Origin of the sequence: Cupriavidus sp. GA3-3 (assembly GCF_000389805.1) — a bacterium.
GTDB classification, from domain to species: domain Bacteria; phylum Pseudomonadota; class Gammaproteobacteria; order Burkholderiales; family Burkholderiaceae; genus Cupriavidus; species Cupriavidus necator_D.
The window spans coordinates 1-21172 of the sequence record NZ_KB944495.1; the positions used below are offsets into that span (position 1 = coordinate 1).

Genomic DNA, 21172 nt, shown 5'->3' on the forward strand with positions numbered 1-21172 from the left:
GCGGCCGCGCCCGCGCGGCTGGCTGGCCGGCACCACCGCGGCGGCGCGCGCGGCCGGGTCGACGGCCTCCACCGTCATGCCTTCCTTGAGGCGGTCGGCGCCGTCCACCACCACGCGCTGGCCGGGCTCCAGGCCCTTGAGCACGGCATTGCGGCTGCCGTCGCCCGGGCCCAGCGTGACCACCTGCACCTTGACCTTGCTGCTGTCATCCACGGTGTAGACGAAGGTACCCTGCTGGCCGCGCTGGATCGCCGCCACGGGGATCACGGTGGCGTCCCTGAGCGTATCGACGCGCGTGCGCACGTTGACGAACTGGTTGGGGAACAGCATGCCGTCGGCGTTGGGGAAGACCGCCTTGAGCTTGACCGTGCCGGTGGTGGCGTCGATCTGGTTGTCGGTGGTCAGCAGCGTGCCTTCGCCGAGCTGGTTGCGCACCTGGCGGTCCCACGCCTGCACCGGAAGTTCTTCGCCGGCGTTGAGCTTCTTCAGCACCGAGGGCAGGTTGTCCTCGGGGATGGTGTACATCACGGCGATGGGCTGGATCTGCGTGATCAGCGCGATGCCGTTGGTGTCGCTGGTATTGACGATATTGCCGGGGTCGACCTGGCGCAGGCCGATGCGGCCCGACACCGGCGCGACGATCCTGGTATAGCCCAGCTGCAGGCGCGCGTTGGCGACATTGCCCTGGTCGGTCTTGACCACGCCCTCGTACTGGCGCACCAGCGCGTCCTGGGTATCGACCTGCTGCTTGGAGATCGAGTCCTGGCCCAGCAGGGTGCGGTAGCGCTGCTGGTCGAGCCTGGCGTTCTGCAGCAGTGCCTGGTCGCGCGCGAGCTGGCCCACGGCCTGGTCCAGCGCCGCCTGGAACGGGCGCGGGTCGATCTCGGCCAGCACGTCGCCGGCCTTGACCATCTGGCCTTCCTTGAACAGCACCTTGAGCAGCGGGCCGGACACCTGCGCGCGCACGGTGACGTTGGACACCGGGGTCACGTTGCCCAGGCCGTTGAGCACCACATCCATATCGCGCTTGGCCACGGTGGCGACCACCACGGGCGAGCGCGGCATGCCGGGGCCGCCGGCGCCACCCCGCGCGCCCGGGCCGCTGGCGCCCCGCTGCGCGCCTGCAGCCCCGGCCGTCTCCTGCGGCGCCTGGCCGCGATGGGCGTACCAGTACCAGGCGCCCCCCGCGAGCAGCAGCACCAGCACGCCGGCGATCAGCCGGCGCCGGCCGGTGCGCCGCGGCGGAGTGCCCTCGGGCGCAGGCGAAGACGGGGTCGGGGAGGGGGTAGGCTGGCCTTGTTCGGGGTTGGACATGTCCGCAAATCCTGGGGGCGGCGCGCGCGGCGCGCCTGCAATGTTCGGTCTGGCAAGTGACGATGCAGCAGTATGCCGCAACGCCACGGGCGCCGGCCCGCCGCGTGGAGGGGCACGCCGCGGGTGGCCGGCAGGCCGGCAAGTGCCGTGTGGCGCGCAATGCGGCGGCGCCGGTGGCACGTCATGCCGCAAGGATAATGTGCGGGCCCGGACGCCCGTATTTCGGCGCCCGGCGCTTTTATTACAGCGGATTACCAGCGCCCCGGGTGTAACCTCCGGAAACAAAACCGCCCGGCCAAACCGGCATGTGTGGCGCCGGGGCTGACTATCATGTGCCTATGCGAACGAACCAGCCTACCCAGATCCTCGTCGTCGACGACGATCCCGAACTTCGCGACCTGCTGCGCGAGTACCTGACCCAGCAGGGCTTTGCCGTCTCGGTGATGCATGACGGCGACGGCCTGCAGGCGCGCCTGGAGCGCGAGCGCCCGGCGCTGATCGTGCTGGACCTGATGATGCCCAAGGTCGACGGCCTGACCGCGCTGCGCAACCTGCGCGCCAAGAACGACGACATCCCCGTAATCCTGCTCACGGCCCGCAGCGACGAGATCGACCGCATCGTCGGGCTCGAGATCGGCGCCGACGACTACCTCGGCAAGCCGTTCTCGCCGCGCGAGCTGCTGGCGCGCATCAACGCCGTGCTGCGCCGCAAGCTGGCACGCCCCGCGGCCGCGCCCGAGGACCGCGAATCGGTCGCCTTCGGCCCGTTCCGCGTCAATTTCCGCCAGCGCACGCTGAGCCGTGCCGGCCAGACGCTGTCGATCAGCGATACCGAGTTCGCGCTGCTCAAGCTGCTGCTGATGCATCCGCTCGAAGTGCTGTCGCGCGAGCGCATCGTCGAGCTGATGTACGGCAGCGCCAGCGGCATCAGCGACCGCGGCATCGACGTGCAGATCTGGCGCCTGCGCCGCCTGCTCGATGAAGACGCACAGCGCCCGCGCTATATCCAGACCGTGCGCGGACGCGGCTATACCTTCGTGCCCGACGAAGCGGAAGAGATGTCCGCGGGACTCCCCGAATAATGGCCGCGGCGCCCGCCCCCTGGCGCCGCATGCCACCAGACCCTGCTTTCCGATGAAGTTGCGACGCATCGACACCCTGTTCGGCCGCATTGCGCTGCTGATTGCCGCCGTGCTTGTGATCAGCCATTTCTCATGGCTGGCCATCCTGCGCATGGACCGCCGCCAGCAGCAGGTGGACTATTCAGTCGAGCAGATGCTGTTCCAGCTCGACAGCATCGAGCGCGCGCTCGATGCGCGTCCGCCGGCGAAGCTGCCCAGCCTGGTGGAGACGGCCAACACGGCCGACGCCGAAGAGCATGCCGTCGTGCCCAAGGGCGGGCGCTCGCGCCGGCTGGTCGAGCAGTTCATCGGCAGGCTGCCGCAGGGCACCGAGATCCGGCTGGAGGACGAGACCACGCCGCGCATCTGGATCAAGCTGCCCAGCCGCGCCCGCTGGATCGCCATGCCGATCCTCTGGGTCCACAATCCGCCGCCCGACAACCGGCTGGTGCCTGGCGTGATGCTGGTGGTGGGCGTGGCCATCGTCTTTGCCGTGCTGATCGCCTGGCAGATCCAGCGGCCGGTGCGCGACATGGCCAATGCGGCAGAGCTGCTGTCGCGTCAGCACGCCGTGCCGCCGCTGCGCGAGCGCGGCCCGCATGAGCTGCGTCAGCTGATCGAGCGTTTCAACCGCATGGTGGCCGACCTGGCGCGCATCGACCAGGAGCGCAACACCATGCTGGCCGGCATCGCGCATGACCTGAAGACACCGCTGGCGCGGCTGCGCCTGCGCGCCGAGATGCTGGCCGATCCCAAGGCCGCCGCGGGGGTGACGCGCGACGTCGAGTCCATGTCGGCCATCGTCGAGCAGTTCCTGAGCTTCGCGCAGACCAGCGAGTCGACCGCGCGGCCGGTGCCGGTGGACCGGCGCGTCAATGAGCTGGCCGCGTCGCTGGCCGAGCAGGAGCGCCAGGTGGTGCTGTCGCTGGGCGCGGGCGAGGGCTTCCGCATGATCGCCACGCAGCTGGACCGCATCGTCGGCAACCTGGTCGACAACGCCTACGCGTATGGCAAGCCGCCGGTATGCATCGCGACCGCGCGCACGCCGGAGGGTTACCTGCTGGTGGTGGAGGATCAGGGCGCCGGCATTCCCGAGGATGACAAGGAGCGCGCCACGCTGCCCTTTGTGCGGCTGGACCCGGCCCGGGGCGGCAATGCGCATTCCGGGCTGGGGCTGGCGATCGTGGACCGGCTGGTGCGGCAGGCGGGTGGGAAGCTGAACCTGGTGAATGCCGATGGTGGCGGGTTCCGGGTGGAGATGCTGTTCGGGGCAGCCGAGGCCTGAGCCGGCGTCAGGGCTGCCTCAGGCCGTTTTCAGACCTTCTTTTTCTCCCCGATCCGGCTTTCCTTCCCGGCCAGCAGCTTGGCAATATTCTGCCGGTGCCGAGCAATCAGCAGCACGCTGATCACGAAGATCGCCCCCGTCATCACATCCACGCCGTTCATCAGCACATGGAAGAACGGCGCGAAGATCGCCGCCACCAGTGCCGCCAGCGACGAGTAGCGGAAGAAGAACGCGATGATCAGCCACGTGGCCAGCGTGCCCAGGCCCAGGATCGGGTCGATGGCGAGCAGGATGCCGGCCGCGGTGGCCACGCCCTTGCCGCCGGCGAAGCGGTGGTACACCGGGAACAGGTGCCCCAGGAAGACCGCCAGCGCCACCAAGGCCAGGCCGGTTTCGTTCAGCCCGTAGGCCGGCCCGAAGCGCGCGGCCAGCCATACCGCCAGCCAGCCCTTCAGGGCATCGCCGATCAGCGTCAGGATGGCGGCCTTCTTGTTGCCGGTGCGCAGCACGTTGGTGGCACCGGGATTGCCGGAGCCATAGGAGTGCGGGTCCGGCAGCCCCATCAGCTTGCTGACGACCACAGCGAAGGAAACGGAGCCGATCAGGTAGGCGGCGAGGGCGAAAAGCAGATTGGCCATGTGTAGTGGGGTGTTTTCAGGCTGGCGCGATTGTAGCGCGGCAGGGGCCTCGCTACGTCCGTGACTTCCCGGATTGGCATCGAGGCTTGCCTCGGTTTGCGCGGGGGGCTCTCAGTCAGGCAGTGCGCATTGCACCGGCTGGGCGTCCACCAGCATGGGCAGCAGCTTCGGGTCCACGCTGACCAGGTAGCCGCGGCGCCCGCCGTTGATATAGATGCGCGCCAGCTCCAGCACGGTCGATTCGACGTAGACCGGCATGCGCTTGCGCGTGCCGAAGGGCGAGGTGCCGCCCACCATGTAGCCGCTGTGGCGCTGCGCCACCTCGGGCTTGCACGGCTGCACGCTCTTGCGGCCGGCCTGGCGCGCCAGGTTCTTGGTCGAGACCGAGCAGTCGCCGTGCATCAGCACCACCAGCGGCTGCGCGCGCTCGTCTTCCATGATCAGGGTCTTGATCACGTCGTGCTCGGGAACGCCCAGCTGGCGCGCCGATTCGCCGGTGCCGCCGTGCTCGACATAGTCATACGGATGCTCGCCGAAGGCGACGCCATGCTTGCGCAGGTACTGCGTCGCGGGGGTTTCTGATACGTGCCTGGTCTTGCTCATGACAGTGGTCGCCGCCCGCTTGCTCAGCCGCGCGGATGGTGCTGCTGGTGCAGCTCGCGCAGGCGTTCGCGGGCGACGTGCGTATAGATCTGGGTGGTGGAAATATCGGCGTGGCCCAGCAGCAGCTGCACCACGCGCAGGTCGGCGCCGTGGTTGAGCAGGTGCGTGGCAAAGGCGTGCCGCAGCGTGTGCGGCGACAGCGGCGCGTGCACGCCGGCATCGCGCGCATGGCGCTTGATCAGGTGCCAGAACGCCTGCCGCGTCATGCCTTCGCCGCGCTGCGTGACAAAGAGCGCGTCGCAGGCGCGCCCGGCCAGCAGCGCGGGGCGCGCACTGGCCAGGTAGCGGCGCAGCCAGTCGCCGGCCTGCTGGCCGAACGGCACCAGCCGCTCCTTGTCGCCCTTGCCGCCGACCACGCGCGCCACGCCTTCGTTCAGGCCGATCTCGATGGTCTTCATCTGCGTGAGCTCCGACACGCGCAGCCCGCTGGCGTACATCAGTTCCAGCATGGTGCGGTCGCGCAGCCCCAGCGGCGTGTCGGTGTCGGGCGCTTCGAGCAGCGCGTCGACCTGGGACTCGGTCAGGGTCTTGGGGTAGCGCGGCGGCTGCTTGGCGGGGCGCAGCAGCAGGCAGGGGTCGGCTTCGACCAGGTGTTCGCGCAGCGCCCACTGGTAGAAACGGCGGAACACCGCCAGGCGACGGTTGGCCGACGAGGCGCGGCTCTGCGTGTGGCGTGCGTTGAAGTAGGCCGACAGCGCGCCGTCGTCCGCGCCCGGCAACTCGCCGCGGTGCTCATGCTGCAACCAGCGCGCCAGCAGCGTCAGGTCGCGCCGGTAGGCATCGATGGTATTGCGCGAGAGGCCGTCTTCCAGCCACAGCGCGTCGCAGAAGCGGCTGACCAGTGCCACGTCGGCGTCGCTGGGCGCGGCGGCGATGTCAGGTGCCTGGGCGGCGCCGCTCATATCAGCATGGCGCCCTCATGGCGCAGCAGCCAGCGTTTGACGTCGAGGTAGAAGCCGTCTTCGGCATGGTGCGAGAACCCGCCGATGCCGCGCGCCGAGACTACGCGATGGCAGGGGATCACGATCGGGAACGGGTTCTGCCCGCAGGCCTGGCCCACCGCGCGCGGCATCGCGCCGATGGCCTCGGCGATGGTGCCATAAGTGGTCACCGCGCCGCGCGGCACCGCGCTGATGGCCTGCCACACGCGCTGCTGGAAGTCGCTGCCGGCCGGGGCCAGCGGCAGGTCGAAGGCGGCGTCGGGGTTGGCGTAGTAGGCCTCCAGTTGCGCCGCGAGCTGTTGCGTCAGCGCGTCCGCCGGGGCGCGCGCCTCGACGTGCCCGGGAAGGTACACGATGGCCCGGATGCGCGCGCCGTCCGTGCGCACCCCGATCTTGCCGAAGGGGGCGGGGAGGATGGCGTCATAGGTGGCGGGCATGGCGGTCAGGCTGGGGCGAATGCTGGATTTTAGTGCTTTTTGGCGCGGGCAAGAAAAAAGGGCCGCCTCGCGGCGGCCCTTTGCGGGTGGCGTCACACCGGCCGGATCATTGCTCCAGCTTGATGTTCTGCACCTTCACAAGATTCTTCATCTTGTCGAATTCCTTCTTGATCTCGGCCGCATGCTGCGCCGGCGTGTTGCCCGACGGCTCGGCGCCGGCGGTGCGCAGGCGCTGCTGGAAGTCCTTGTCCTGCAGGGCCTTGACGGCGGCCTCGTTGAGCTTCTTGATGACGTCGTCAGGCGTGCCGGCCGGCGCCACCAGGCCGTACCAGGCCGGGTCGTTCGGCTCCTTCAGGCCCATTTCGCCGAAGGTCGGCACGTTGGGCATGGATTCCAGGCGCTTGTTCCAGGCCACCACGATCGGGCGCAGCTTGCCGGCCTTGATGTAGGGGATCGAAGAGGGCAGGTTGTCCACCATGATCGGCACCTGGCCGGCCAGCACGTCGTTCAGCGCCGGGCCCGCGCCGCGGTACGGGATATGGACCATGAAGGTCTTGGTCGAGACCTTGAACTGCTCGCCCAGCATGTGGCCGAAGCCGCAGGTGCCCGACGAGGCGTACGAATACTTGCCCGGGTTGGCCTTCAGCACGGCCAGGAACTCCTTGTAGTCCTTGGCCGGGAAGCTCGGGTTCACGGCGATCACGTTGGCCACGTTGGCCAGGTTGGTGATGGGCTTGAAGTCCTTGATCGGGTCGTACGACAGCTTGGGGTTGCAGGCCGGGTTCACGGCCATGGTCGAGACCGTGGAGATGCCGATGGTGTAGCCGTCCGGCGCGGCCTTGGCGATCGCGTCGGCACCGATCGAACCGCCCCCGCCGGCGCGGTTCTCCACCACCACGGGCTGGCCCAGGATGCGGCTCATCTGGTCCGCGGCGCCGCGGCCGACGATGTCGGTGGTGCCGCCGGGTGCGAACGGAATGATCAGTCGGATCGGCTTGGTGGGGTAGCTCTGGGCCTGCGCCGCGGTGGCGGCGGCGGCCAGGGCCAGGGTCAGTGCGAGTTTGCCAGCTTGCATGAGATCATGTCTCCCGTCAGGAAATCCGGGCAGGGTGCCGCCCGGAAGAAAAGAAGCCGTCGCCGTGCCACAGGTGGGGCCGTGCGCCGGCAGCGTAATTGTGTCAGCCGCCCAGCAGCCCGCGCTTGACCTCGGCGTCGACCGGGCGCTCGCCCAGGAAGACCCGCAGCACGGCCTGGTAGAAGTCTTCGCCGGGGATCGGCCGGCCGCGAGGCGTGCCGTTGATGGCGATGACGGTCCCCGTCTGCGGGGAAAAATCCAGGTTGATCACGTCGCCCTTGTGCGCGGTGCCGACCTCGCCCAGGGTGCGCTCGAACTGTACCAGCCGCGTGACCAGCCCCTGCATCTGCTGCTCGCTGTGGTTGTTGCGGATACCCTGGCGGATGGCGCGCACGACGTCCGGCGGTTCGGTCTCGCGCAGCATGCGCAACTGTAGCCGCTTTGCGCCGGGCGTGCCCAGCACCAGGGCCGCGTTGCGGGCTTTCTCCTGCAGGTACAGGGCGGCCACGTAGCCCTTGGCCAGGAAGCCCGCGCGCAGGGCGGTGCCGTTGAGCTGCAGTTCCTTGCCGCCCACGCGCGCCGCATCGTCAAAACGTATCCCTTCGATTTCCACCGAGCGTGCCGGCACCGGTACGGCGCCCGCGGCCGTGGCGGCGCACAGCGCCACCAGCACGGCGGCCAGGCGCAGGCAGCGGCCCGGGTGCAGACCAGGGCGGAAGGGGGCTCGGAGGTGGGTGTCCGGGCGCGACGGCGCGGACCGGGTGCGGGACAACATGGCGGCAGGCGTACAACTTGGCATGCCATGCTGGCCTAAATCTGGAAAAATACCTATCCGTATCTGCCCTAGTCCGCACATTACGGTTTTTTGCCGTTATCTACCCCCCGCCACCGCCGCCGCAATCCCGCGCGACGGCCCGCAGGGCAGCTGCCGCGTCATGCCACCGCCACCAAAACAACGATAAATGTCTTCTGCTCTCCTGCTGGTCCCGGACTTCAGCCTGATCCTCATCGGCTGGCTGCTGGTGCGGTATACCCCGTTCGACCGCGCCTTCTGGGGCGGGGTGGAGCGCCTGGTCTACTTCGTGCTGTTCCCGGCGCTGCTGCTGCAGTCGACCAATACCGCGGTGCTGGATTTCTCGTCGACCTCGGCCATGCTGGGGCTGGCGCTGCTGGTGATGGCCACCGGCATGGCCGGCGGCTACGCCGTCAAATGGGTGTTGCGGCCGGATGCGCTGAGCTTTGCCTCGGGCCTGCAGACCGCGTTCCGCTTCAATTCCTATATCGGGCTGGCGCTGGCCTCGCGCCTGGGCGGCTCCGAGGGGCTGGCGCTGATGGCGGTGATCGTCGGCTGCACGGTGCCGCTGTGCAACGTGGCGGCGGTGTGGGCGCTGGCGCGGCACGGCCAGACCGCGCTGTGGAAAGAGCTGGCGCGCAACCCGCTGATCCTGGCCACTGCCGGCGGCCTGCTCACCAACCTGATGGGGCTGCATGCGCCCGAGGTGCTGGGCATGACGCTGAACCGGCTGGGCTCGGCCTCGACCGCGCTGGGGCTGATGACGGTGGGCGCCGGGCTGCAGATGAGCGGTGCCACCGGTACCGCGGGGCCGGTGGCCTGGTGGACCGGGGTCAAGCTGCTGGCGATGCCGTGCGTGGCATGGCTGGTGGGGCGGCACCTGCCGCTGACCGCGCTGCAGTACCAGATCGTGGTGCTGTATGCCTCGCTGCCCACGGCCTCCAGCGCGTATATCCTGGCGGTGCGCATGGGCGGCAACGGGCCGATGGTGGCGGCGACGATTTCGCTGATGACGGTGGCGGCGATCGTGACCACGCCGCTGTGGCTGGCGCTGGTCAGCTAGTCCGGCGGCGGGCCGCCCTGGGCCAGGGCCCAGTCGATATGCTCGCGCACCAGCGGCGTGGCGCTCTCGCGCCGCTCCAGCAGTGCTGCGCGGATGCGCGCGGCCAGGGCCGCGTCTTCGGCGCGCGTGCCCGACAGCGCCGCGCGCAGGCTGTTGCCCAGCCCCACAGCCAGGTTGCGCAGCCAGCGCTCATGGCCGATGCGGCGGATCGGGCTGCCTTCGAGCCGCTGGTTGAATTCCGCTTCGGTCCACTGGAACAGCGCCACCATGTCGGGCGCGTCGAGCCCGTTGCGCACGTCGAAGTCCGGCACCATGGCCACATGCGCGAACTTGTTCCACGGGCAGGCCAGCTGGCAGTCGTCGCAGCCGTAGACGCGGTTGCCCATGGGCGCGCGGAACTCCACCGGAATCGGGCCCTTGTGCTCGATGGTCAGGTAGGAGATGCAGCGGCGCGCGTCCAGCCGGTACGGCGCCACGATGGCGCGCGTGGGGCAGATGTCCAGGCAGCGGTGGCAGTTGCCGCAGTGGCCGGACTCGGGGGCGTCGGCCGGCAGCGGGATGTCGACCAGGATCTCGCCCAGGAAGAACATCGAGCCGCCGTCGCGGTCCAGCAGCAGCGTATGCTTGCCGCGCCAGCCGAGCCCGCCCTGGCTGGCCAGCGCCACTTCCATGACGGGTGCGGAATCGGTAAAGACGCGGTAGCCGAATTTTCCGATTTCGGCCTCGATCCGGCTGGCCAGCTGCTGCAAACGGCTGCGCAGCACCTTGTGATAATCGCGGCCGCGCGCATACAGCGACACCACCGCCGTGGCCGGATCGTCCAGCCGCGCCAGCTCGTGCCGGCGCCAGTCGGTGGCGCCGGCCTGCGCGCCGGCAGCCGGAAGGTACGGCATCCGCGCCACGATCGCGCGCACGGTGCCGGGCACCAGTTCGGCCGGCCGGGCGCGCCGCAGGCCGTGGTTCGCCATATAATCCATGTCGCCGTGGTAGCCCTGCGCCAGCCACGCCATCAGCCCCGGCTCGGCATGACTGAGGTCGACATCGGCGATGCGCACCGAGGCAAAGCCCAGTTCCGCGCCCCATGCGCGGATCGACGCGGCCAGTGCCGCAAGTTCCCCGGGGCCCGCGGCCAGGTGGGCGGCGGTGCCGGGAACGGGGGTAGGTGGCGCATCTGCCTGCCCTGGGGCGACTCGGTCGATCATCCCTGAATTGTACGCAATGCCCTTGCTCGAAGAACGCACCCTGACGCTGCCCGACGAAGCCGCCACCGCGCGCCTGGGCGCCGCGCTGGCCGCCGCCGTGCAGGCCATGCCGCCGCGCACGGTGCATGTGCAGCTGTCCGGCGACCTGGGCGCCGGCAAGACCACGCTGACGCGCACGATCCTGCGCGCGCTCGGCCATGCGGGCAAGGTCCGCAGCCCCACCTACACGCTGTGCGAGCCCTACGAGGTGGCCCGCGCCGACGGCTCGCCGCTGACCGTCTACCACTTCGACCTGTACCGCTTTGCCGATCCCGAAGAGTGGATCGACGCGGGTTTTCGCGACTGCTTCGCCGAACCGGCCTTCAACCTGGTCGAGTGGCCGGAAAAGGCCGGCCGCCTGCTTGGGGAACCGGATCTCCACATGTTGCTCCAATCGGACATGGCCGGGGCGGATGATGCCGGCGAGCGGCGGATCGCGACGATGCGCGCCTATACTCACACTGGACTTACCCTGCTGAACGCATGCTGATCAAGCGACTTGCCACCGACCGCCCCGATGGACCCGACGGCCTGCTGCAGGCGCGCCGCAAATGGATGGCGCAGGCACTGAAGCTGGGCGCGGGCACGGCCGTGCTGACCCTGGCCGGCCCGCAGATCGCGTTTGGCGCCGGCATCGTCGCGGTGCGCGTGTGGCCCGCCGAGGACTACACCCGCGTCACCATCGAATCCGATTCCCCGCTGGCCGCCGTGCACCAGATGATCCGCGACCCCGACCGGCTGGTGGTGGACATCGACGGCCTGGACCTGTCGCCCACGCTGCGCGAGCTGGTGGCCAAGATCACCCCGAACGACCCCTATATCCAGACCGTGCGCGTCGGCCAGAACCGCCCGCGCGTGGTCCGCATGGTGTTCGACCTGAAGGAAAACGTGGCGCCGCAGGTGTTCACGCTGGCGCCGATCGGCAGCTACCGCAACCGCCTGGTGTTCGACCTGTACCCGGTCAATCCGCCCGATCCGCTGTGGAAGCTGGTGCGCGACACCGAGGAAAAGCAGCGCCGCTTCGCCACCTCGGACCCGGCGCCGGGCAACGATGGCATCGCCGGCGCGCCGGCCGGTGCCGAGGAAGACGCGATCGGCGCGCTGGTGCGCCGCTTCGACGAGAAGGGCGAGGTGCCGCCCACCACCGCGCCGTTGCCGCCGCCGGTGGCCTCGGCCCGGCCCAGGCCGTCGGCACCGCCGGTGCCGAGCCCCAATGCCCCGGTGGTGCCGCCGGTCGCACGCGACAATCCCACCGCCGAACGGCCCTTCAAGATGCGCCGCCTGCTGACCGTGGCGATCGATCCCGGCCATGGCGGCGAAGACCCGGGCGCGATCGGCGCCGCCGGCTCGCGCGAGAAAGACGTGGTGCTGCAGATCGCGCACCGCCTGCGCGCCAAGATCGATGCCCAGCCCAATATGCGCGCGATGATGACGCGCGACGCCGACTTCTTCGTGCCGCTGAACGTGCGCGTGCAGAAGGCGCGCCGGGTGCAGGCCGACCTGTTCGTATCGATCCACGCCGATGCCTTCCTGTCGCCCGAGGCACGCGGCGCGTCAGTGTTCGCGCTGTCCGAGCGCGGCGCCTCCAGTACCGCGGCTCGCTGGCTGGCCAACAAGGAAAACGCTTCCGACCTGATCGGCGGCGCCAACATGGGCAACAAGGATGCGCAGGTGGCGCGCGTGCTGCTGGACCTGTCCACCACCGCGCAGATCAATGACAGCCTGCAGGTCGGCAAGGCCGTGCTGGGCGAGATCGGCGGCATCAACAAGCTGCACAAGGGCAGCGTCGAGCAGGCCGGGTTTGCGGTGCTGAAGGCGCCGGATATCCCGTCGATCCTGATCGAGACGGCCTTTATCAGCAATCCGGAAGAAGAGCGCAAGCTCAACGATAACGCGCACCAGGAGCAGCTGGCCAATGCCATCCTGAAGGGGATCCGGTCGTACTTCGCGCGCAATCCGCCGCTGTCGAAGAATCCGTCAGTGTGAGTCTGGCGGGCACAAAAAAACCGGGGCATGCCCCGGTTTTTTCATGGCTGCGTGCCTCAGGCCCGCGCCGCGGCCTGGTCCTCCTGCAAGGCATCGCGGTCGGCATAGCGCGACGCGATCACCGAGCACACGATCAGCTGCAGCTGGTGATAGACCATCAGCGGCAGCACCAGCAGGCCCAGCGCCGGATGGCCGGCAAACAGGATCTTGGCCATCGGGATGCCGTTGGCCAGGCTCTTCTTGGAGCCGCAGAACACCGCCGTGATCTCGTCCTCGACAGAGAAGCCAAGGCGGCGCGCGGTCAGCGTGGTAAAGCCCAGCACCACGAACAGCAGCACCGCGGCGATCAGCATCACTGCGCCGATGGTCTGCCACTGGTACTGGTGCCACAGGCCCTGGGCGGTGGCATCGCAGAATGAGGAATAGACGATCAGCACGATCACGCCGCGGTCGATCTTGTTGGTGATGTGCTTCTTTTTCGCCAGCCAGCTGCCGATCAGCGGACGCAGCATCTGCCCCAGCGCGAACGGCAGCAGCAGTTGCAGCGCCACGCCGGTGAGCGCCTTGCCCAGCGGCATCGAGGCGCCGCTGGCGCTGATCACCAGCCCCATCAGCAGCGGCGTGACCAGCATGCCGATCAGGCCCGAGATGGTGGCGTTGAAGATCGCTCCGGACACATTGCCGCGCGCCATCGAGGTCATGGCCACCGACGACGATACCGTCGACGGCAGCGCGCACAGGAAGAACACGCCCAGCAGCAGGTCCGGCGGCAGCGTATTGCGCAGCGACAGCATCAGCAGCACGCCCACCACCGGGAACACCACGTAGGTGAAGGTCTGCACGAACACATGCAGGCGCCAGTGCTTGGCACCCGACACCAGCTTATCGCGCGAGAGCGCCGCGCCGTGCAGGAAGAACACCAGCGCCACGCCCAGGCTGGTCACCACGCCCAGGTGCAGCGGGCCGTCGCCGGCGCCGATTTCAGGGGCGGCCAGCGCAATGGCGATGGCCGTCAACATGACGAGAACGAAGCCGTCGATCAGGTCATAGAGTTTCTTGAGCTTGCGGACAATACGAGACATGACTGCGGGTGGATCCTGCAATGTTAGGGTTTTGCCTAGTATTGGACGCCAGCCAAGTCTAGAATGCAAATTCATTTATAGAATCTATTTATCCGGCCGTTGCATGAATTACACACTGCGCCAGTTGCGCGTCTTCCTGGCCGTGGCCAATACCGGCGGCTTCAGCCGGGCCGCCGATGTGGTCGGCCTGACCCAGCCTGCGGTCAGCCGCGGCGTGGCTGAGCTGGAAGAGGCACTTGGCGTGCGCCTGCTGGACCGCACCACGCGCGAGGTGGTGCTGACCGAGGCCGGCCACGCGCTGGCGCCAGCGCTGGAGCGGCTGCTCGGGCAGCTCGACGACACGCTGGAAGAGACGCGCCAGCTTGGTGAACGCTATCGCGGTCGCGTAGTGATAGCTGGTGCGCCGACGATCTCGGCCCGGCTGATGCCGCTGTACGTGGCCGCCTGCGCCGCCCAGTACCCCGAGATCCGCCTGACCGTGCGTGACAACGTGCAGGCCGACGGCCTGGAGCAGGTGCGCGCCGGCGCCGTGGACTTTGGCGTGCTGATCGATCCGCTGGTGCGCGACGGGCTGGTGGTGGAGCCGGTGGCGACCGACCCGTTCTGCTTTGTCTGCCGGCGCGACCATCCGCTGGCGCAGTCGCCTTCGGTGCCATGGGCGGCGCTGCATGGGATGCAACTGGTGCTGCTGGACTTTGCCTCCGGCAGCCGGCCGCTGATCGACCGCGTGTTCGGCCGGCATGGCGTGGTGCCGCTGGTGGTGCAGGAGCTGGGCCACTCGGCGAGCGTGTTCGGCATGGTCGAGGCCGGCATCGGCGCATCGGTGCTGCCGTCGTTCTCGCTGCCGCTGCCGGCGGCGTCGCCGCTGGTGTGGCGCCCGCTGGTGCCGTGCGAGGAGCGCAGCATCGTCATGGTCCGGCGCGAGGACCGTTCACTGTCGCCGGCCGCGGCGGCGGTGTGGGACCTGGTGCGCCGCCTGACCGTGCGCGCCGAGGCGCCCGCAATGAGCGCCGCGGCCTGACCCGGTCACACTCTGTCAACGCGCGGTGACCATCACCGCTTCCAGTTCAAAGCTGCCGTCGGCCTGTACGCGATAGTGCGCGCGCACTTCCGCAGGCGCCATCTGCCACAGGTGGCGGATGGCCTCCACGGCCACCGGCGCGGTGCGCATGCGCCTGACCCAGCTGTCGAACTCGATGCCGATGCGCCAGATGTCCGATACGGCGATGCCATCGGCGCCAAAGCCTGCCGCCTCGAACATCGACTGCCACCCCGCCGGCGTGTAATCGCGCACGTGCGAGGGATCGCGCAGCAGTTCCACCGATTGCAGCCAGGTATCGCGCAGCGGATCCGGCGCACCGGCAATATCGATCAGCACCACTTTGCCGCCGGGCTTGAGCACCCGCCGGATCTCGGCCAGTGCCGACGGGACGTCGCGCCAGTGGTGCGCGCTCATGCGCGAGACCACCGCGCAGAAGCTGGCATCGTCGAACGGCAGCTGCTCGGCAGCGCCCTGGCGCGTGCGGATATTGGCCAGCCCGCGCTCGCGCGCCGCGGCCTCGACCACAGCCAGCATGTCCGCCGACAGATCGTAAGCCGTCACTTCGCCCGCAATCGCTGCCGCGGCGAAGCTGGCATGGCCCGCGCCGCAGCCCAGGTCCAGCACGCGGCTGCGCGGGCGGCTGGCTGCGGGGATCAGCGCGGCCAGTTCGTCTTTCAGTTGCTGCAGGTCCGCGCCGCTGGCGTGGACGGCGCTGGTGAGGTAGGCGCTGGCGGTGGCGCCGAACTGGGCGGCGACGAGTTCCTGCTGTTGCATGGTGCTGGGCTCCTTGGGCCACGCCCAGGTCGGCGGGCGGCCTTCTTTGTTGGGGGAGGGGACTTGCCCGCGAGGCGGGTTCGGCATACTGTAGGCGGGCAGTTTTCCCGGTACAAGTTACCGATTTATCCTGGTATAAGCGGCACCAGCCTGTCATGCCCTTGTCTGCCGATCCCGCTGTTGTCCCGTCTGCATCGCCATCGTCGCGCGAATCCGTGCTGGGCGCTTTCCTGCGTGCGCACCGTGAACGGCTGGCGCCGGCCGATGTCGGGCTCGCACCGGGCCGGCGCCGCCGCACCCCCGGCCTGCGCCGCGAGGAAGTCGCGCAACTGGCGGGCTTGAGCGCGACCTGGGTGACGTGGCTGGAGCAGGGGCGGCCGGTATCGCTGTCGGCACGCGCGCTGGCCAGCCTGGCTGCCGCGCTGCGGCTGTCGCGCGCCGAGCGCGCCTACCTGTTCGAACTGGCGGGCCGCCGCGACCCGCAGCAGGCCGCGGACGAAACCGTGCCGCCGGTGGTGCTGGCCAGCGTGCATGCCATCGGCGGGCCGGCCTACCTGCTCGACCGGCAATGGACCGCGCTGGCCTGGAACGACGCCGCCGCGGACCTGTTTATCGGCTGGCTCGATGCCGCCAGCGCCGAGCGCAACCTGCTGCGCGCGATGTTCGTGTCGCCGGGGCTGATGGCGCTGGTGGAAGACTGGCCGCACCGCGCGGCACGGCTGGTGGCGGAATTCCGCGCGCACAGCATCCGCCATGCGGACGAGGCGCCGACGCGTACGTTGATCGAGGGGCTGATGGCTGAGAGCGCGGCCTTCCGCGATGCCTGGTTGTCGCAGGACGTGGAAGACCGCGAGGGCGGCCGCCGCGGCTTTCACCATCCGCAGCAGGGCGCGCTGCAGTTCGAGCAGCTGACGCTGGTGCCGGCGGCGGCGCCCGGTTTGATGCTGGTAATGCTGCTGCCCGGCTGAGCGGGCAGCGCCGGGGCTTTACTTGGGCTGCATCCGGATCGCGCCGTCCAGGCGGATTACTTCGCCATTGAGCATGGTGTTCTCGATGATCGAGCGGGCCAGCTTGGCGTATTCAGCCGGGCGGCCCAGGCGCGGCGGGAACGGCACCATCCTGCCGAGCGCGTCCTGCACTTCCTGCGGCATGCCCAGCAGCATCGGCGTTTCGAAGATGCCGGGGGCGATGGTCATGCAGCGCACGCCGTCGCGCGACAGGTCGCGCGCGATCGCCAGCGTCATCGCCACCACGCCGCCCTTGGATGCGGCATAGGCGGCCTGTCCGATCTGGCCGTCAAAGGCCGCCACCGAGGCAGTATTGATGATCACGCCGCGCTCGCCTTCGCTGTCGGGGGTGTTTTGCACCATGGCCGCGGCGGCCAGGCGGATCATGTTGAAGGTGCCGACCAGGTTGATGCGGATGGTCTTGTCGAAGGCTTCCAGCGGATGCGGGCCGTTCTTGCCGACGGTCTTGTTGGCGGTGGCGATGCCGGCGCAGTTGACGATGCCGGAGAGCCGGCCCAGTGCCTGGGCGGCCGCTACCACGGCCTGGCCGTCGGCTTCGGAGGTGACGTCACAGCGGACGAACTGGCCGCCCAGTTCAGTCGCCAGTGCCTGGCCGGCGGACTCGTTCAGGTCGGCGATCACGACCCTGGCGCCGGCTTCGTCCAGCATGCGGGCGGTGCCTGCACCCAGGCCCGAGGCGCCGCCGGTGACGATGAATACGTTGCCTTGGATTTGCATTTGGGCTTGTCTCCTTGGATTGGGTATTTGTTGCCGTTTACGTAAACGTCAATTCGTTGGCGGTATTTTACGGGGTGGTGGGGGATGTGCAAGGGGTGGGTTTGCTAGGCGCCAAGCCAGAAACCATCCCTGCCAGGCGCGACCCCATTCAATCGCCAAAACAAAAGCGGCCCAAAGGCCGCTTTCATGACGCATAAAACTGAGCAGTCGAAACGATTACTTCAACGCCTCAAACACCCGCGCAGTAATCTCATCGACATTACCCACCCCCAGGATCTTCCGATACTGAGGCGGCGCCACCTTGGCCGAGGCATCTCCCTTGGCAGCCCACTCCGAGTAGTAATCCACCAGCGGACGCGTCTGCTGCGAATAGACATCAAGACGCTTCTTGACCGTCTCTTCCTTGTCATCGTCACGCTGGATCAGCGCCTCGCCGGTCTCGTCGTCCACGCCCTCGGTCTTGGGCGGGTTGTACTTGACGTGGTAGGTGCGGCCCGAGGCCACGTGCACGCGGCGGCCGCTCATGCGCTCGATGATGGCGTCGAACGGCACGTCGATTTCCAGCACGTAGTCGATTGCCACGCCCGCTTCCTTCATCGCCTCGGCCTGCGGAATGGTGCGCGGGAAGCCGTCGAACAGGTAGCCGTTCTTGCAGTCGTCTTCCTTGAGGCGGTCTTTCACCAGGCCGATGATGATGTCGTCCGACACCAGTCCGCCCGCGTCCATGACCTTCTTGGCTTCTACGCCCAGCGGGGTGCCGGCCTTTACCGCGGCGCGCAGCATGTCGCCCGTGGAGATTTGCGGAATGCCGAACTTCTCGCAGATGAACTTGGCTTGCGTGCCTTTGCCGGCGCCGGGCGCACCCAACAGGATCAAACGCATTTACGGGTCCTCAGAGTTTTTAATCTGTATGGCGGGAGATCAGAAGGAGGGTAACGCCGTAACTTGACGCAGGACTTACTGCGGTCCTGATGCGTTCTGACTGCGTTCAGCGCGGGCACTGCTCAGGCGTACCCACGCATACGGCCGGCGGCGGCTGCCAGGGGGATGGCGGCGCGGCACACCGGACGGGCTCTATCTTTATCTCCCCACCGAGCCTTGGCCGGAGGCACGCTTGCGCATGCCGGCCGGGCGGCTCTGTATCGGCAAGCATTATGCCATGAGGCGGCGCCAAATCGGCCCGAAATCCGCCCCCTGGTTCAGGTTGCAGCTGTATGAACCTGAGCGGGCAGGCGCCCGCGCGGGTCACTTTCCGGCGGTTTGGTCAGGGCCCTTCCTGGGCCATCGACTGCGCCCACAGCGCGCGCACCCGTTCCAGGTCGGCCGGGGTGTCGACCCCGGGGGCCGGCGCGGCGCTGGTCTGCAGCACCGCAATGCGCTCGCCATGCCACATGGCGCGCAGTTGCTCCAGCGCCTCGGTCTGCTCCAGCGGCGCCGCCGCCAGCGTCGGGAAGCGGCGCAGGAAGCCCGCCCGATAGGCGTACAGCCCGATATGGCGCAGCACCGGCATGCCGGGCAGCGGCACTTGTGCCAGCGCCGCGGGCACGGCCGGCACGCCCGACCAGGCATCGCGCGCCCACGGGATCGGTGCGCGCGAGAAGTACAGTGCGCGGCCGGCGGCGTCGCATACCACCTTGACCACATTGGGATTGAAGACTTCGGCGATGTCCTGCAGCGGATGCGCCGCGGTGGCGATGGCGCAGTCGGCGTGGTGCGCCAGGTGCAGCGCCACCTCGTCGATCAGCGACGGTTCGATCAGCGGCTCGTCGCCCTGCACATTGACCACGATGGCGTCGTCGGCCAGCCCCAGCTGGGCGGCCACTTCAGACAGGCGGTCGGTGCCGGAAGGGTGGTCGGCGCGGGTCAGCACGGCTTCGATGCCGTGCGCGGCGCAGGCCTGCGCCACCGCGGGCGCATCGGTGGCGACCACGGTGCGCTGCGCCGACGACGCATGCGCGCGTTCGGCCACGCGCACGATCATCGGACGCCCGCCGATATCGGCCAGGGGCTTGTCAGGCAGGCGCGTCGAAGCGAGCCGCGCGGGAATGACAACAGTGAACGCCGGGACGGTCATGGCGCGCACTCAGTTGCCGGAGGCAGGGCCGTCCGGGTTGACCGCGCGGCCCGGCACCGACTGGCGGGCCTCGTCGGCCAGCATCACGGGGATGCCGTCGCGGATCGGGTACGCCAGCTTGTCGGCGTGGCAGATCAGCTCCTGCGCGGCGCGGTCGTATTCCAGCTTGCCCTTGCACAGCGGGCAGACCAGGATTTCAAGCAGCCGGTTGTCCATCTCGGTGTTCCTCGTTGCGCCCTGCGGCGCCGGGCGTGGTTGCCGGCGCGGTCGGCGCGGGTTTGATTTGCGCCAGCACGGCGCGGCGGATTTTTTCGATCAGGCCGGCATCGATCACGGGCCTGGTGGGGACGACCCAGATGCGGGGGTCGTCGAAGCGCTCGCATTTTACGGCATCCTTCTCGGTGATCAGGATCACGTCGGCGTCGAGCGCGTCGGGATGGTCGACGAACGGGTCGGCGACAAAGTCATAGTGGTCCGGCAGCGGCAGCGTCTTCGGTGTCAGGCCCGCGCCGCGCAGGCTGGCGAAGAAGCGCTCGGGGTTGCCGATGCCGGCCGCGGCCAGCACGCGCCGGCCGGCAAAGGCGCTGACCGGCCGCGCCATGGTGGGGTCGGCCAGCTGCCAGGCATCGTCCAGCTCCAGCCGCATGCCGTACATGCCGGGGCGGTCGGGCGTGGCGCGGAAGTTGGGGTCGTTGATCAGGGTCGCGTCGCGCGGGCGCGAAAGCGGCTCGCGCAGCGGGCCGGCCGGCAGCAGCAGGCCGTTGCCGCCCATGCGCGAGTCGAACATCACGATCTCGAAGTCGCGCTGCAGCTTGTAGTGCTGCAGGCCATCGTCGAGCAGCAGCACATTGACGCCCGGGTGCGATACCAGCATGGTCTGCGCGCACAGCGCGCGGTCGGGGAAGACCCAGACCGGCACGTCGGTGGCGCGCGCAATCAGGAGCGGCTCATCGCCTACGTCGGACGCCTTTGATGTCGGCTTCACGCGGCGCGGGTGCTTGAGTTCCACGCCGTAGCCGCGCGACACCACGCCGGGGCGCAGTCCCGCCTCGGTCAGCGCTTGTGCCAGCGCGATCACCGCCGGCGTTTTGCCGGTGCCGCCCACGGTCACGTTGCCGACCACCACCACCGGCATCGGCAGCCGCGTCGACTTGAACCAGCCGCGCTGGTAGCCATGGCGGCGCACCCGCGCGATCAGCCCGAACAGCAGCGAGAACGGCAGCATCGCCCACGCGAACCAGCCGCGGCGTTGCCACTGGGCGGTCACGAAGTCGGCAAGGGCATGTCGGGGAACGGGCATGGGCGCGGCGGGCGGTGGAGTCGGTGGTTGGGATGGGATTGTAGTGCGCCCGCGGCTTCGCTCCCTGGGGGCGCAGGCGGCTCAACCATTATGGGCATTGCACAGCGCATGCGGCAAGCCCGCCGGCCGCATGCGCCACGGCGCCCGGGGTCAGCGCGGCTGCGCGCTCTGCGTGGCGAAGGTCAGGCGCGACAGCCCGGCCAGCCGCGCGGCCTCCATCACGTTGATCACGGCCTGGTGGCTGGCCTGCGCGTCGGCATTGACGATCACCACCGGCGGCTGGCCGCCGGCACTGGTGCCCGAGGCGGCGCGCAACTGGTCGGCCAGGCTGGTGACGTCCTTCTGCTCCATCACCTGCCTGTTGACGGAGTAGACCCCGCGCGATGACACCGACACCACGATCTCCTGCGGCCGCTGCTGGGCGCGCTCGGCGTCGGCGGTGGGCAGCTGGATCTGCAGCTCGGTAAAGCGCGAGTAGGTGGTCGTGATCATCAGGAAGATCAGGATCACGAGCAGCACGTCGATCAGCGGGATCAGGTTGATCTCCGGCTCTTCGCGCCGCTGGCGGGAACGGAAGTGCATGGCGTTCGTTCCGTTC

General features: G+C 68.9%; 23 protein-coding genes. 7 read left to right on the forward strand and 16 right to left on the reverse strand.

Features of this window, described 5'->3' with window-relative positions:
• The coding region (locus C265_RS22905; protein ID WP_010812235.1) for an MdtA/MuxA family multidrug efflux RND transporter periplasmic adaptor subunit at positions 1-1314 on the reverse strand (1314 nt) is incomplete at its 3' end.
• 338 nt (positions 1315-1652) lie between these two features.
• Between C265_RS22905 and C265_RS22910 the strand changes: the two genes are divergently transcribed.
• Together C265_RS22910 and C265_RS22915 are read left to right on the forward strand one after the other, a co-directional pair.
• Positions 1653-2396, forward strand: a complete 744-nt coding sequence (locus C265_RS22910) for a response regulator (RefSeq protein ID WP_010812236.1) — start codon at positions 1653-1655, stop codon at positions 2394-2396.
• 52 nt (positions 2397-2448) lie between these two features.
• Entirely contained in the window at positions 2449-3720 is a 1272-nt protein-coding gene (locus C265_RS22915; RefSeq protein ID WP_010812237.1) for an ATP-binding protein, read from the forward strand.
• A gap of 29 nt (positions 3721-3749) precedes the next feature.
• Here C265_RS22915 and plsY read toward each other — a convergent pair whose 3' ends face one another.
• The 6 genes from plsY to C265_RS22945 form a co-directional block, all read right to left on the reverse strand.
• Positions 3750-4358, reverse strand: coding sequence for a glycerol-3-phosphate 1-O-acyltransferase PlsY (gene plsY, locus C265_RS22920; protein WP_010812238.1), 609 nt, complete (start codon positions 4356-4358; stop codon positions 3750-3752).
• A gap of 111 nt (positions 4359-4469) precedes the next feature.
• Positions 4470-4961: an aminoacyl-tRNA deacylase gene (locus C265_RS22925; protein ID WP_010812239.1), complete on the reverse strand. Its 492-nt coding sequence runs from the start codon at positions 4959-4961 to the stop codon at positions 4470-4472.
• Between the two features lie 23 nt (positions 4962-4984).
• A complete protein-coding gene (xerD, locus tag C265_RS22930) occupies positions 4985-5923 on the reverse strand; it encodes a site-specific tyrosine recombinase XerD (protein WP_010812240.1) in 939 nt (312 codons plus the stop codon).
• The gene (locus tag C265_RS22935) at positions 5920-6399 is read right to left on the reverse strand and encodes a methylated-DNA--[protein]-cysteine S-methyltransferase (RefSeq protein WP_010812241.1); all 480 of its coding nucleotides are present in this window, start codon (positions 6397-6399) and stop codon (positions 5920-5922) included. Before C265_RS22935 ends, xerD begins: the two co-directional genes overlap by 4 nt.
• A 106-nt stretch (positions 6400-6505) precedes the next feature.
• Positions 6506-7474, reverse strand: coding sequence for a tripartite tricarboxylate transporter substrate binding protein BugE (locus C265_RS22940; protein WP_010812242.1), 969 nt, complete (start codon positions 7472-7474; stop codon positions 6506-6508).
• A 103-nt stretch (positions 7475-7577) separates the two neighbouring features.
• Positions 7578-8249, reverse strand: a complete 672-nt coding sequence (locus tag C265_RS22945) for a chalcone isomerase family protein (protein ID WP_234788248.1) — start codon at positions 8247-8249, stop codon at positions 7578-7580.
• 187 nt (positions 8250-8436) lie between these two features.
• On the opposite strand from C265_RS22945, the gene C265_RS22950 reads away from it, so the two are divergent.
• Positions 8437-9330 (forward strand): AEC family transporter, encoded by an 894-nt coding sequence (locus C265_RS22950; protein ID WP_010812244.1) that lies wholly within the window; start codon positions 8437-8439, stop codon positions 9328-9330.
• Here the strand turns inward: C265_RS22950 and queG are convergent.
• Positions 9327-10532, reverse strand: a complete 1206-nt coding sequence (gene queG / locus C265_RS22955; RefSeq protein ID WP_010812245.1) for a tRNA epoxyqueuosine(34) reductase QueG — start codon at positions 10530-10532, stop codon at positions 9327-9329. The two genes, C265_RS22950 and queG, sit on opposite strands and share 4 nt — an antisense overlap.
• A 16-nt stretch (positions 10533-10548) precedes the next feature.
• On the opposite strand from queG, the gene tsaE reads away from it, so the two are divergent.
• Together tsaE and C265_RS22965 are read left to right on the forward strand one after the other, a co-directional pair.
• Positions 10549-11061, forward strand: a complete 513-nt coding sequence (gene tsaE / locus C265_RS22960) for a tRNA (adenosine(37)-N6)-threonylcarbamoyltransferase complex ATPase subunit type 1 TsaE (protein WP_010812246.1) — start codon at positions 10549-10551, stop codon at positions 11059-11061.
• Entirely contained in the window at positions 11055-12557 is a 1503-nt protein-coding gene (locus C265_RS22965; RefSeq protein WP_010812247.1) for an N-acetylmuramoyl-L-alanine amidase, read from the forward strand. Before tsaE ends, C265_RS22965 begins: the two co-directional genes overlap by 7 nt.
• 56 nt (positions 12558-12613) lie before the next feature.
• Here the strand turns inward: C265_RS22965 and C265_RS22970 are convergent, their stop codons facing one another.
• The gene (locus C265_RS22970) at positions 12614-13639 is read right to left on the reverse strand and encodes a bile acid:sodium symporter family protein (protein ID WP_010812248.1); all 1026 of its coding nucleotides are present in this window, start codon (positions 13637-13639) and stop codon (positions 12614-12616) included.
• Positions 13640-13742: 103 nt separating this feature from the next.
• On the opposite strand from C265_RS22970, the gene C265_RS22975 reads away from it, so the two are divergent.
• Complete coding sequence (locus C265_RS22975) at positions 13743-14660, forward strand: LysR family transcriptional regulator (RefSeq protein ID WP_010812249.1); 918 nt, start codon at positions 13743-13745, stop codon at positions 14658-14660.
• Positions 14661-14675: 15 nt separating this feature from the next.
• Here C265_RS22975 and C265_RS22980 read toward each other — a convergent pair whose 3' ends face one another.
• Positions 14676-15455: a class I SAM-dependent methyltransferase gene (locus tag C265_RS22980; protein ID WP_010812250.1), complete on the reverse strand. Its 780-nt coding sequence runs from the start codon at positions 15453-15455 to the stop codon at positions 14676-14678.
• Between the two features lie 155 nt (positions 15456-15610).
• Between C265_RS22980 and C265_RS22985 the strand changes: the two genes are divergently transcribed.
• On the forward strand, positions 15611-16423 hold the full coding sequence (locus tag C265_RS22985; RefSeq protein WP_010812251.1) for a helix-turn-helix domain-containing protein: 813 nt from the start codon (positions 15611-15613) through the stop codon (positions 16421-16423).
• Between the two features lie 18 nt (positions 16424-16441).
• Here C265_RS22985 and C265_RS22990 read toward each other — a convergent pair whose 3' ends face one another.
• The 6 genes from C265_RS22990 to C265_RS23015 all read right to left on the reverse strand — a co-directional run bounded on the left by C265_RS22990 (position 16442) and on the right by C265_RS23015 (position 21156).
• The gene (locus tag C265_RS22990; RefSeq protein ID WP_010812252.1) at positions 16442-17200 is read right to left on the reverse strand and encodes a 3-hydroxyacyl-CoA dehydrogenase; all 759 of its coding nucleotides are present in this window, start codon (positions 17198-17200) and stop codon (positions 16442-16444) included.
• A 216-nt stretch (positions 17201-17416) separates the two neighbouring features.
• Positions 17417-18082 (reverse strand): adenylate kinase, encoded by a 666-nt coding sequence (adk, locus tag C265_RS22995; RefSeq protein WP_010812253.1) that lies wholly within the window; start codon positions 18080-18082, stop codon positions 17417-17419.
• Positions 18083-18464: 382 nt separating this feature from the next.
• Entirely contained in the window at positions 18465-19274 is an 810-nt protein-coding gene (kdsB, locus tag C265_RS23000) for a 3-deoxy-manno-octulosonate cytidylyltransferase (protein ID WP_010812254.1), read from the reverse strand.
• 9 nt (positions 19275-19283) lie between these two features.
• Positions 19284-19490: a Trm112 family protein gene (locus C265_RS23005; RefSeq protein ID WP_010812255.1), complete on the reverse strand. Its 207-nt coding sequence runs from the start codon at positions 19488-19490 to the stop codon at positions 19284-19286.
• A complete protein-coding gene (gene lpxK / locus C265_RS23010; RefSeq protein WP_010812256.1) occupies positions 19471-20574 on the reverse strand; it encodes a tetraacyldisaccharide 4'-kinase in 1104 nt (367 codons plus the stop codon). The genes C265_RS23005 and lpxK overlap by 20 nt, the downstream gene beginning before the upstream one ends.
• 150 nt (positions 20575-20724) lie before the next feature.
• Positions 20725-21156, reverse strand: a complete 432-nt coding sequence (locus tag C265_RS23015; protein ID WP_010812257.1) for a biopolymer transporter ExbD — start codon at positions 21154-21156, stop codon at positions 20725-20727.
• Positions 21157-21172: the final 16 nt, after the last annotated feature.

What these genes read in the sequence shown, in the direction of transcription:
- C265_RS22915 (WP_010812237.1), top strand. Translation starts at nt 2,449, where the DNA reads ATGAAGTTGCGACGCATCGACACCCTGTTCGGCCGCATTGCGCTGCTG.
- tsaE (WP_010812246.1), top strand. Translation starts at nt 10,549, where the DNA reads ATGCCCTTGCTCGAAGAACGCACCCTGACGCTGCCCGACGAAGCCGCC.
- lpxK (WP_010812256.1), bottom strand. Translation starts at nt 20,574, where the DNA reads ATGCCCGTTCCCCGACATGCCCTTGCCGACTTCGTGACCGCCCAGTGG.
- C265_RS22925 (WP_010812239.1), bottom strand. Translation starts at nt 4,961, where the DNA reads ATGAGCAAGACCAGGCACGTATCAGAAACCCCCGCGACGCAGTACCTG.
- C265_RS23015 (WP_010812257.1), bottom strand. Translation starts at nt 21,156, where the DNA reads ATGCACTTCCGTTCCCGCCAGCGGCGCGAAGAGCCGGAGATCAACCTG.
- kdsB (WP_010812254.1), bottom strand. Translation starts at nt 19,274, where the DNA reads ATGACCGTCCCGGCGTTCACTGTTGTCATTCCCGCGCGGCTCGCTTCG.
- plsY (WP_010812238.1), bottom strand. Translation starts at nt 4,358, where the DNA reads ATGGCCAATCTGCTTTTCGCCCTCGCCGCCTACCTGATCGGCTCCGTT.
- C265_RS22945 (WP_234788248.1), bottom strand. Translation starts at nt 8,249, where the DNA reads ATGTTGTCCCGCACCCGGTCCGCGCCGTCGCGCCCGGACACCCACCTC.
- C265_RS22975 (WP_010812249.1), top strand. Translation starts at nt 13,743, where the DNA reads ATGAATTACACACTGCGCCAGTTGCGCGTCTTCCTGGCCGTGGCCAAT.
- adk (WP_010812253.1), bottom strand. Translation starts at nt 18,082, where the DNA reads ATGCGTTTGATCCTGTTGGGTGCGCCCGGCGCCGGCAAAGGCACGCAA.
- C265_RS23005 (WP_010812255.1), bottom strand. Translation starts at nt 19,490, where the DNA reads ATGGACAACCGGCTGCTTGAAATCCTGGTCTGCCCGCTGTGCAAGGGC.
- C265_RS22940 (WP_010812242.1), bottom strand. Translation starts at nt 7,474, where the DNA reads ATGCAAGCTGGCAAACTCGCACTGACCCTGGCCCTGGCCGCCGCCGCC.
- C265_RS22970 (WP_010812248.1), bottom strand. Translation starts at nt 13,639, where the DNA reads ATGTCTCGTATTGTCCGCAAGCTCAAGAAACTCTATGACCTGATCGAC.
- C265_RS22965 (WP_010812247.1), top strand. Translation starts at nt 11,055, where the DNA reads ATGCTGATCAAGCGACTTGCCACCGACCGCCCCGATGGACCCGACGGC.
- xerD (WP_010812240.1), bottom strand. Translation starts at nt 5,923, where the DNA reads ATGAGCGGCGCCGCCCAGGCACCTGACATCGCCGCCGCGCCCAGCGAC.
- queG (WP_010812245.1), bottom strand. Translation starts at nt 10,532, where the DNA reads ATGATCGACCGAGTCGCCCCAGGGCAGGCAGATGCGCCACCTACCCCC.
- C265_RS22950 (WP_010812244.1), top strand. Translation starts at nt 8,437, where the DNA reads ATGTCTTCTGCTCTCCTGCTGGTCCCGGACTTCAGCCTGATCCTCATC.
- C265_RS22990 (WP_010812252.1), bottom strand. Translation starts at nt 17,200, where the DNA reads ATGCAAATCCAAGGCAACGTATTCATCGTCACCGGCGGCGCCTCGGGC.
- C265_RS22985 (WP_010812251.1), top strand. Translation starts at nt 15,611, where the DNA reads ATGCCCTTGTCTGCCGATCCCGCTGTTGTCCCGTCTGCATCGCCATCG.
- C265_RS22910 (WP_010812236.1), top strand. Translation starts at nt 1,653, where the DNA reads ATGCGAACGAACCAGCCTACCCAGATCCTCGTCGTCGACGACGATCCC.
- C265_RS22980 (WP_010812250.1), bottom strand. Translation starts at nt 15,455, where the DNA reads ATGCAACAGCAGGAACTCGTCGCCGCCCAGTTCGGCGCCACCGCCAGC.
- C265_RS22935 (WP_010812241.1), bottom strand. Translation starts at nt 6,399, where the DNA reads ATGCCCGCCACCTATGACGCCATCCTCCCCGCCCCCTTCGGCAAGATC.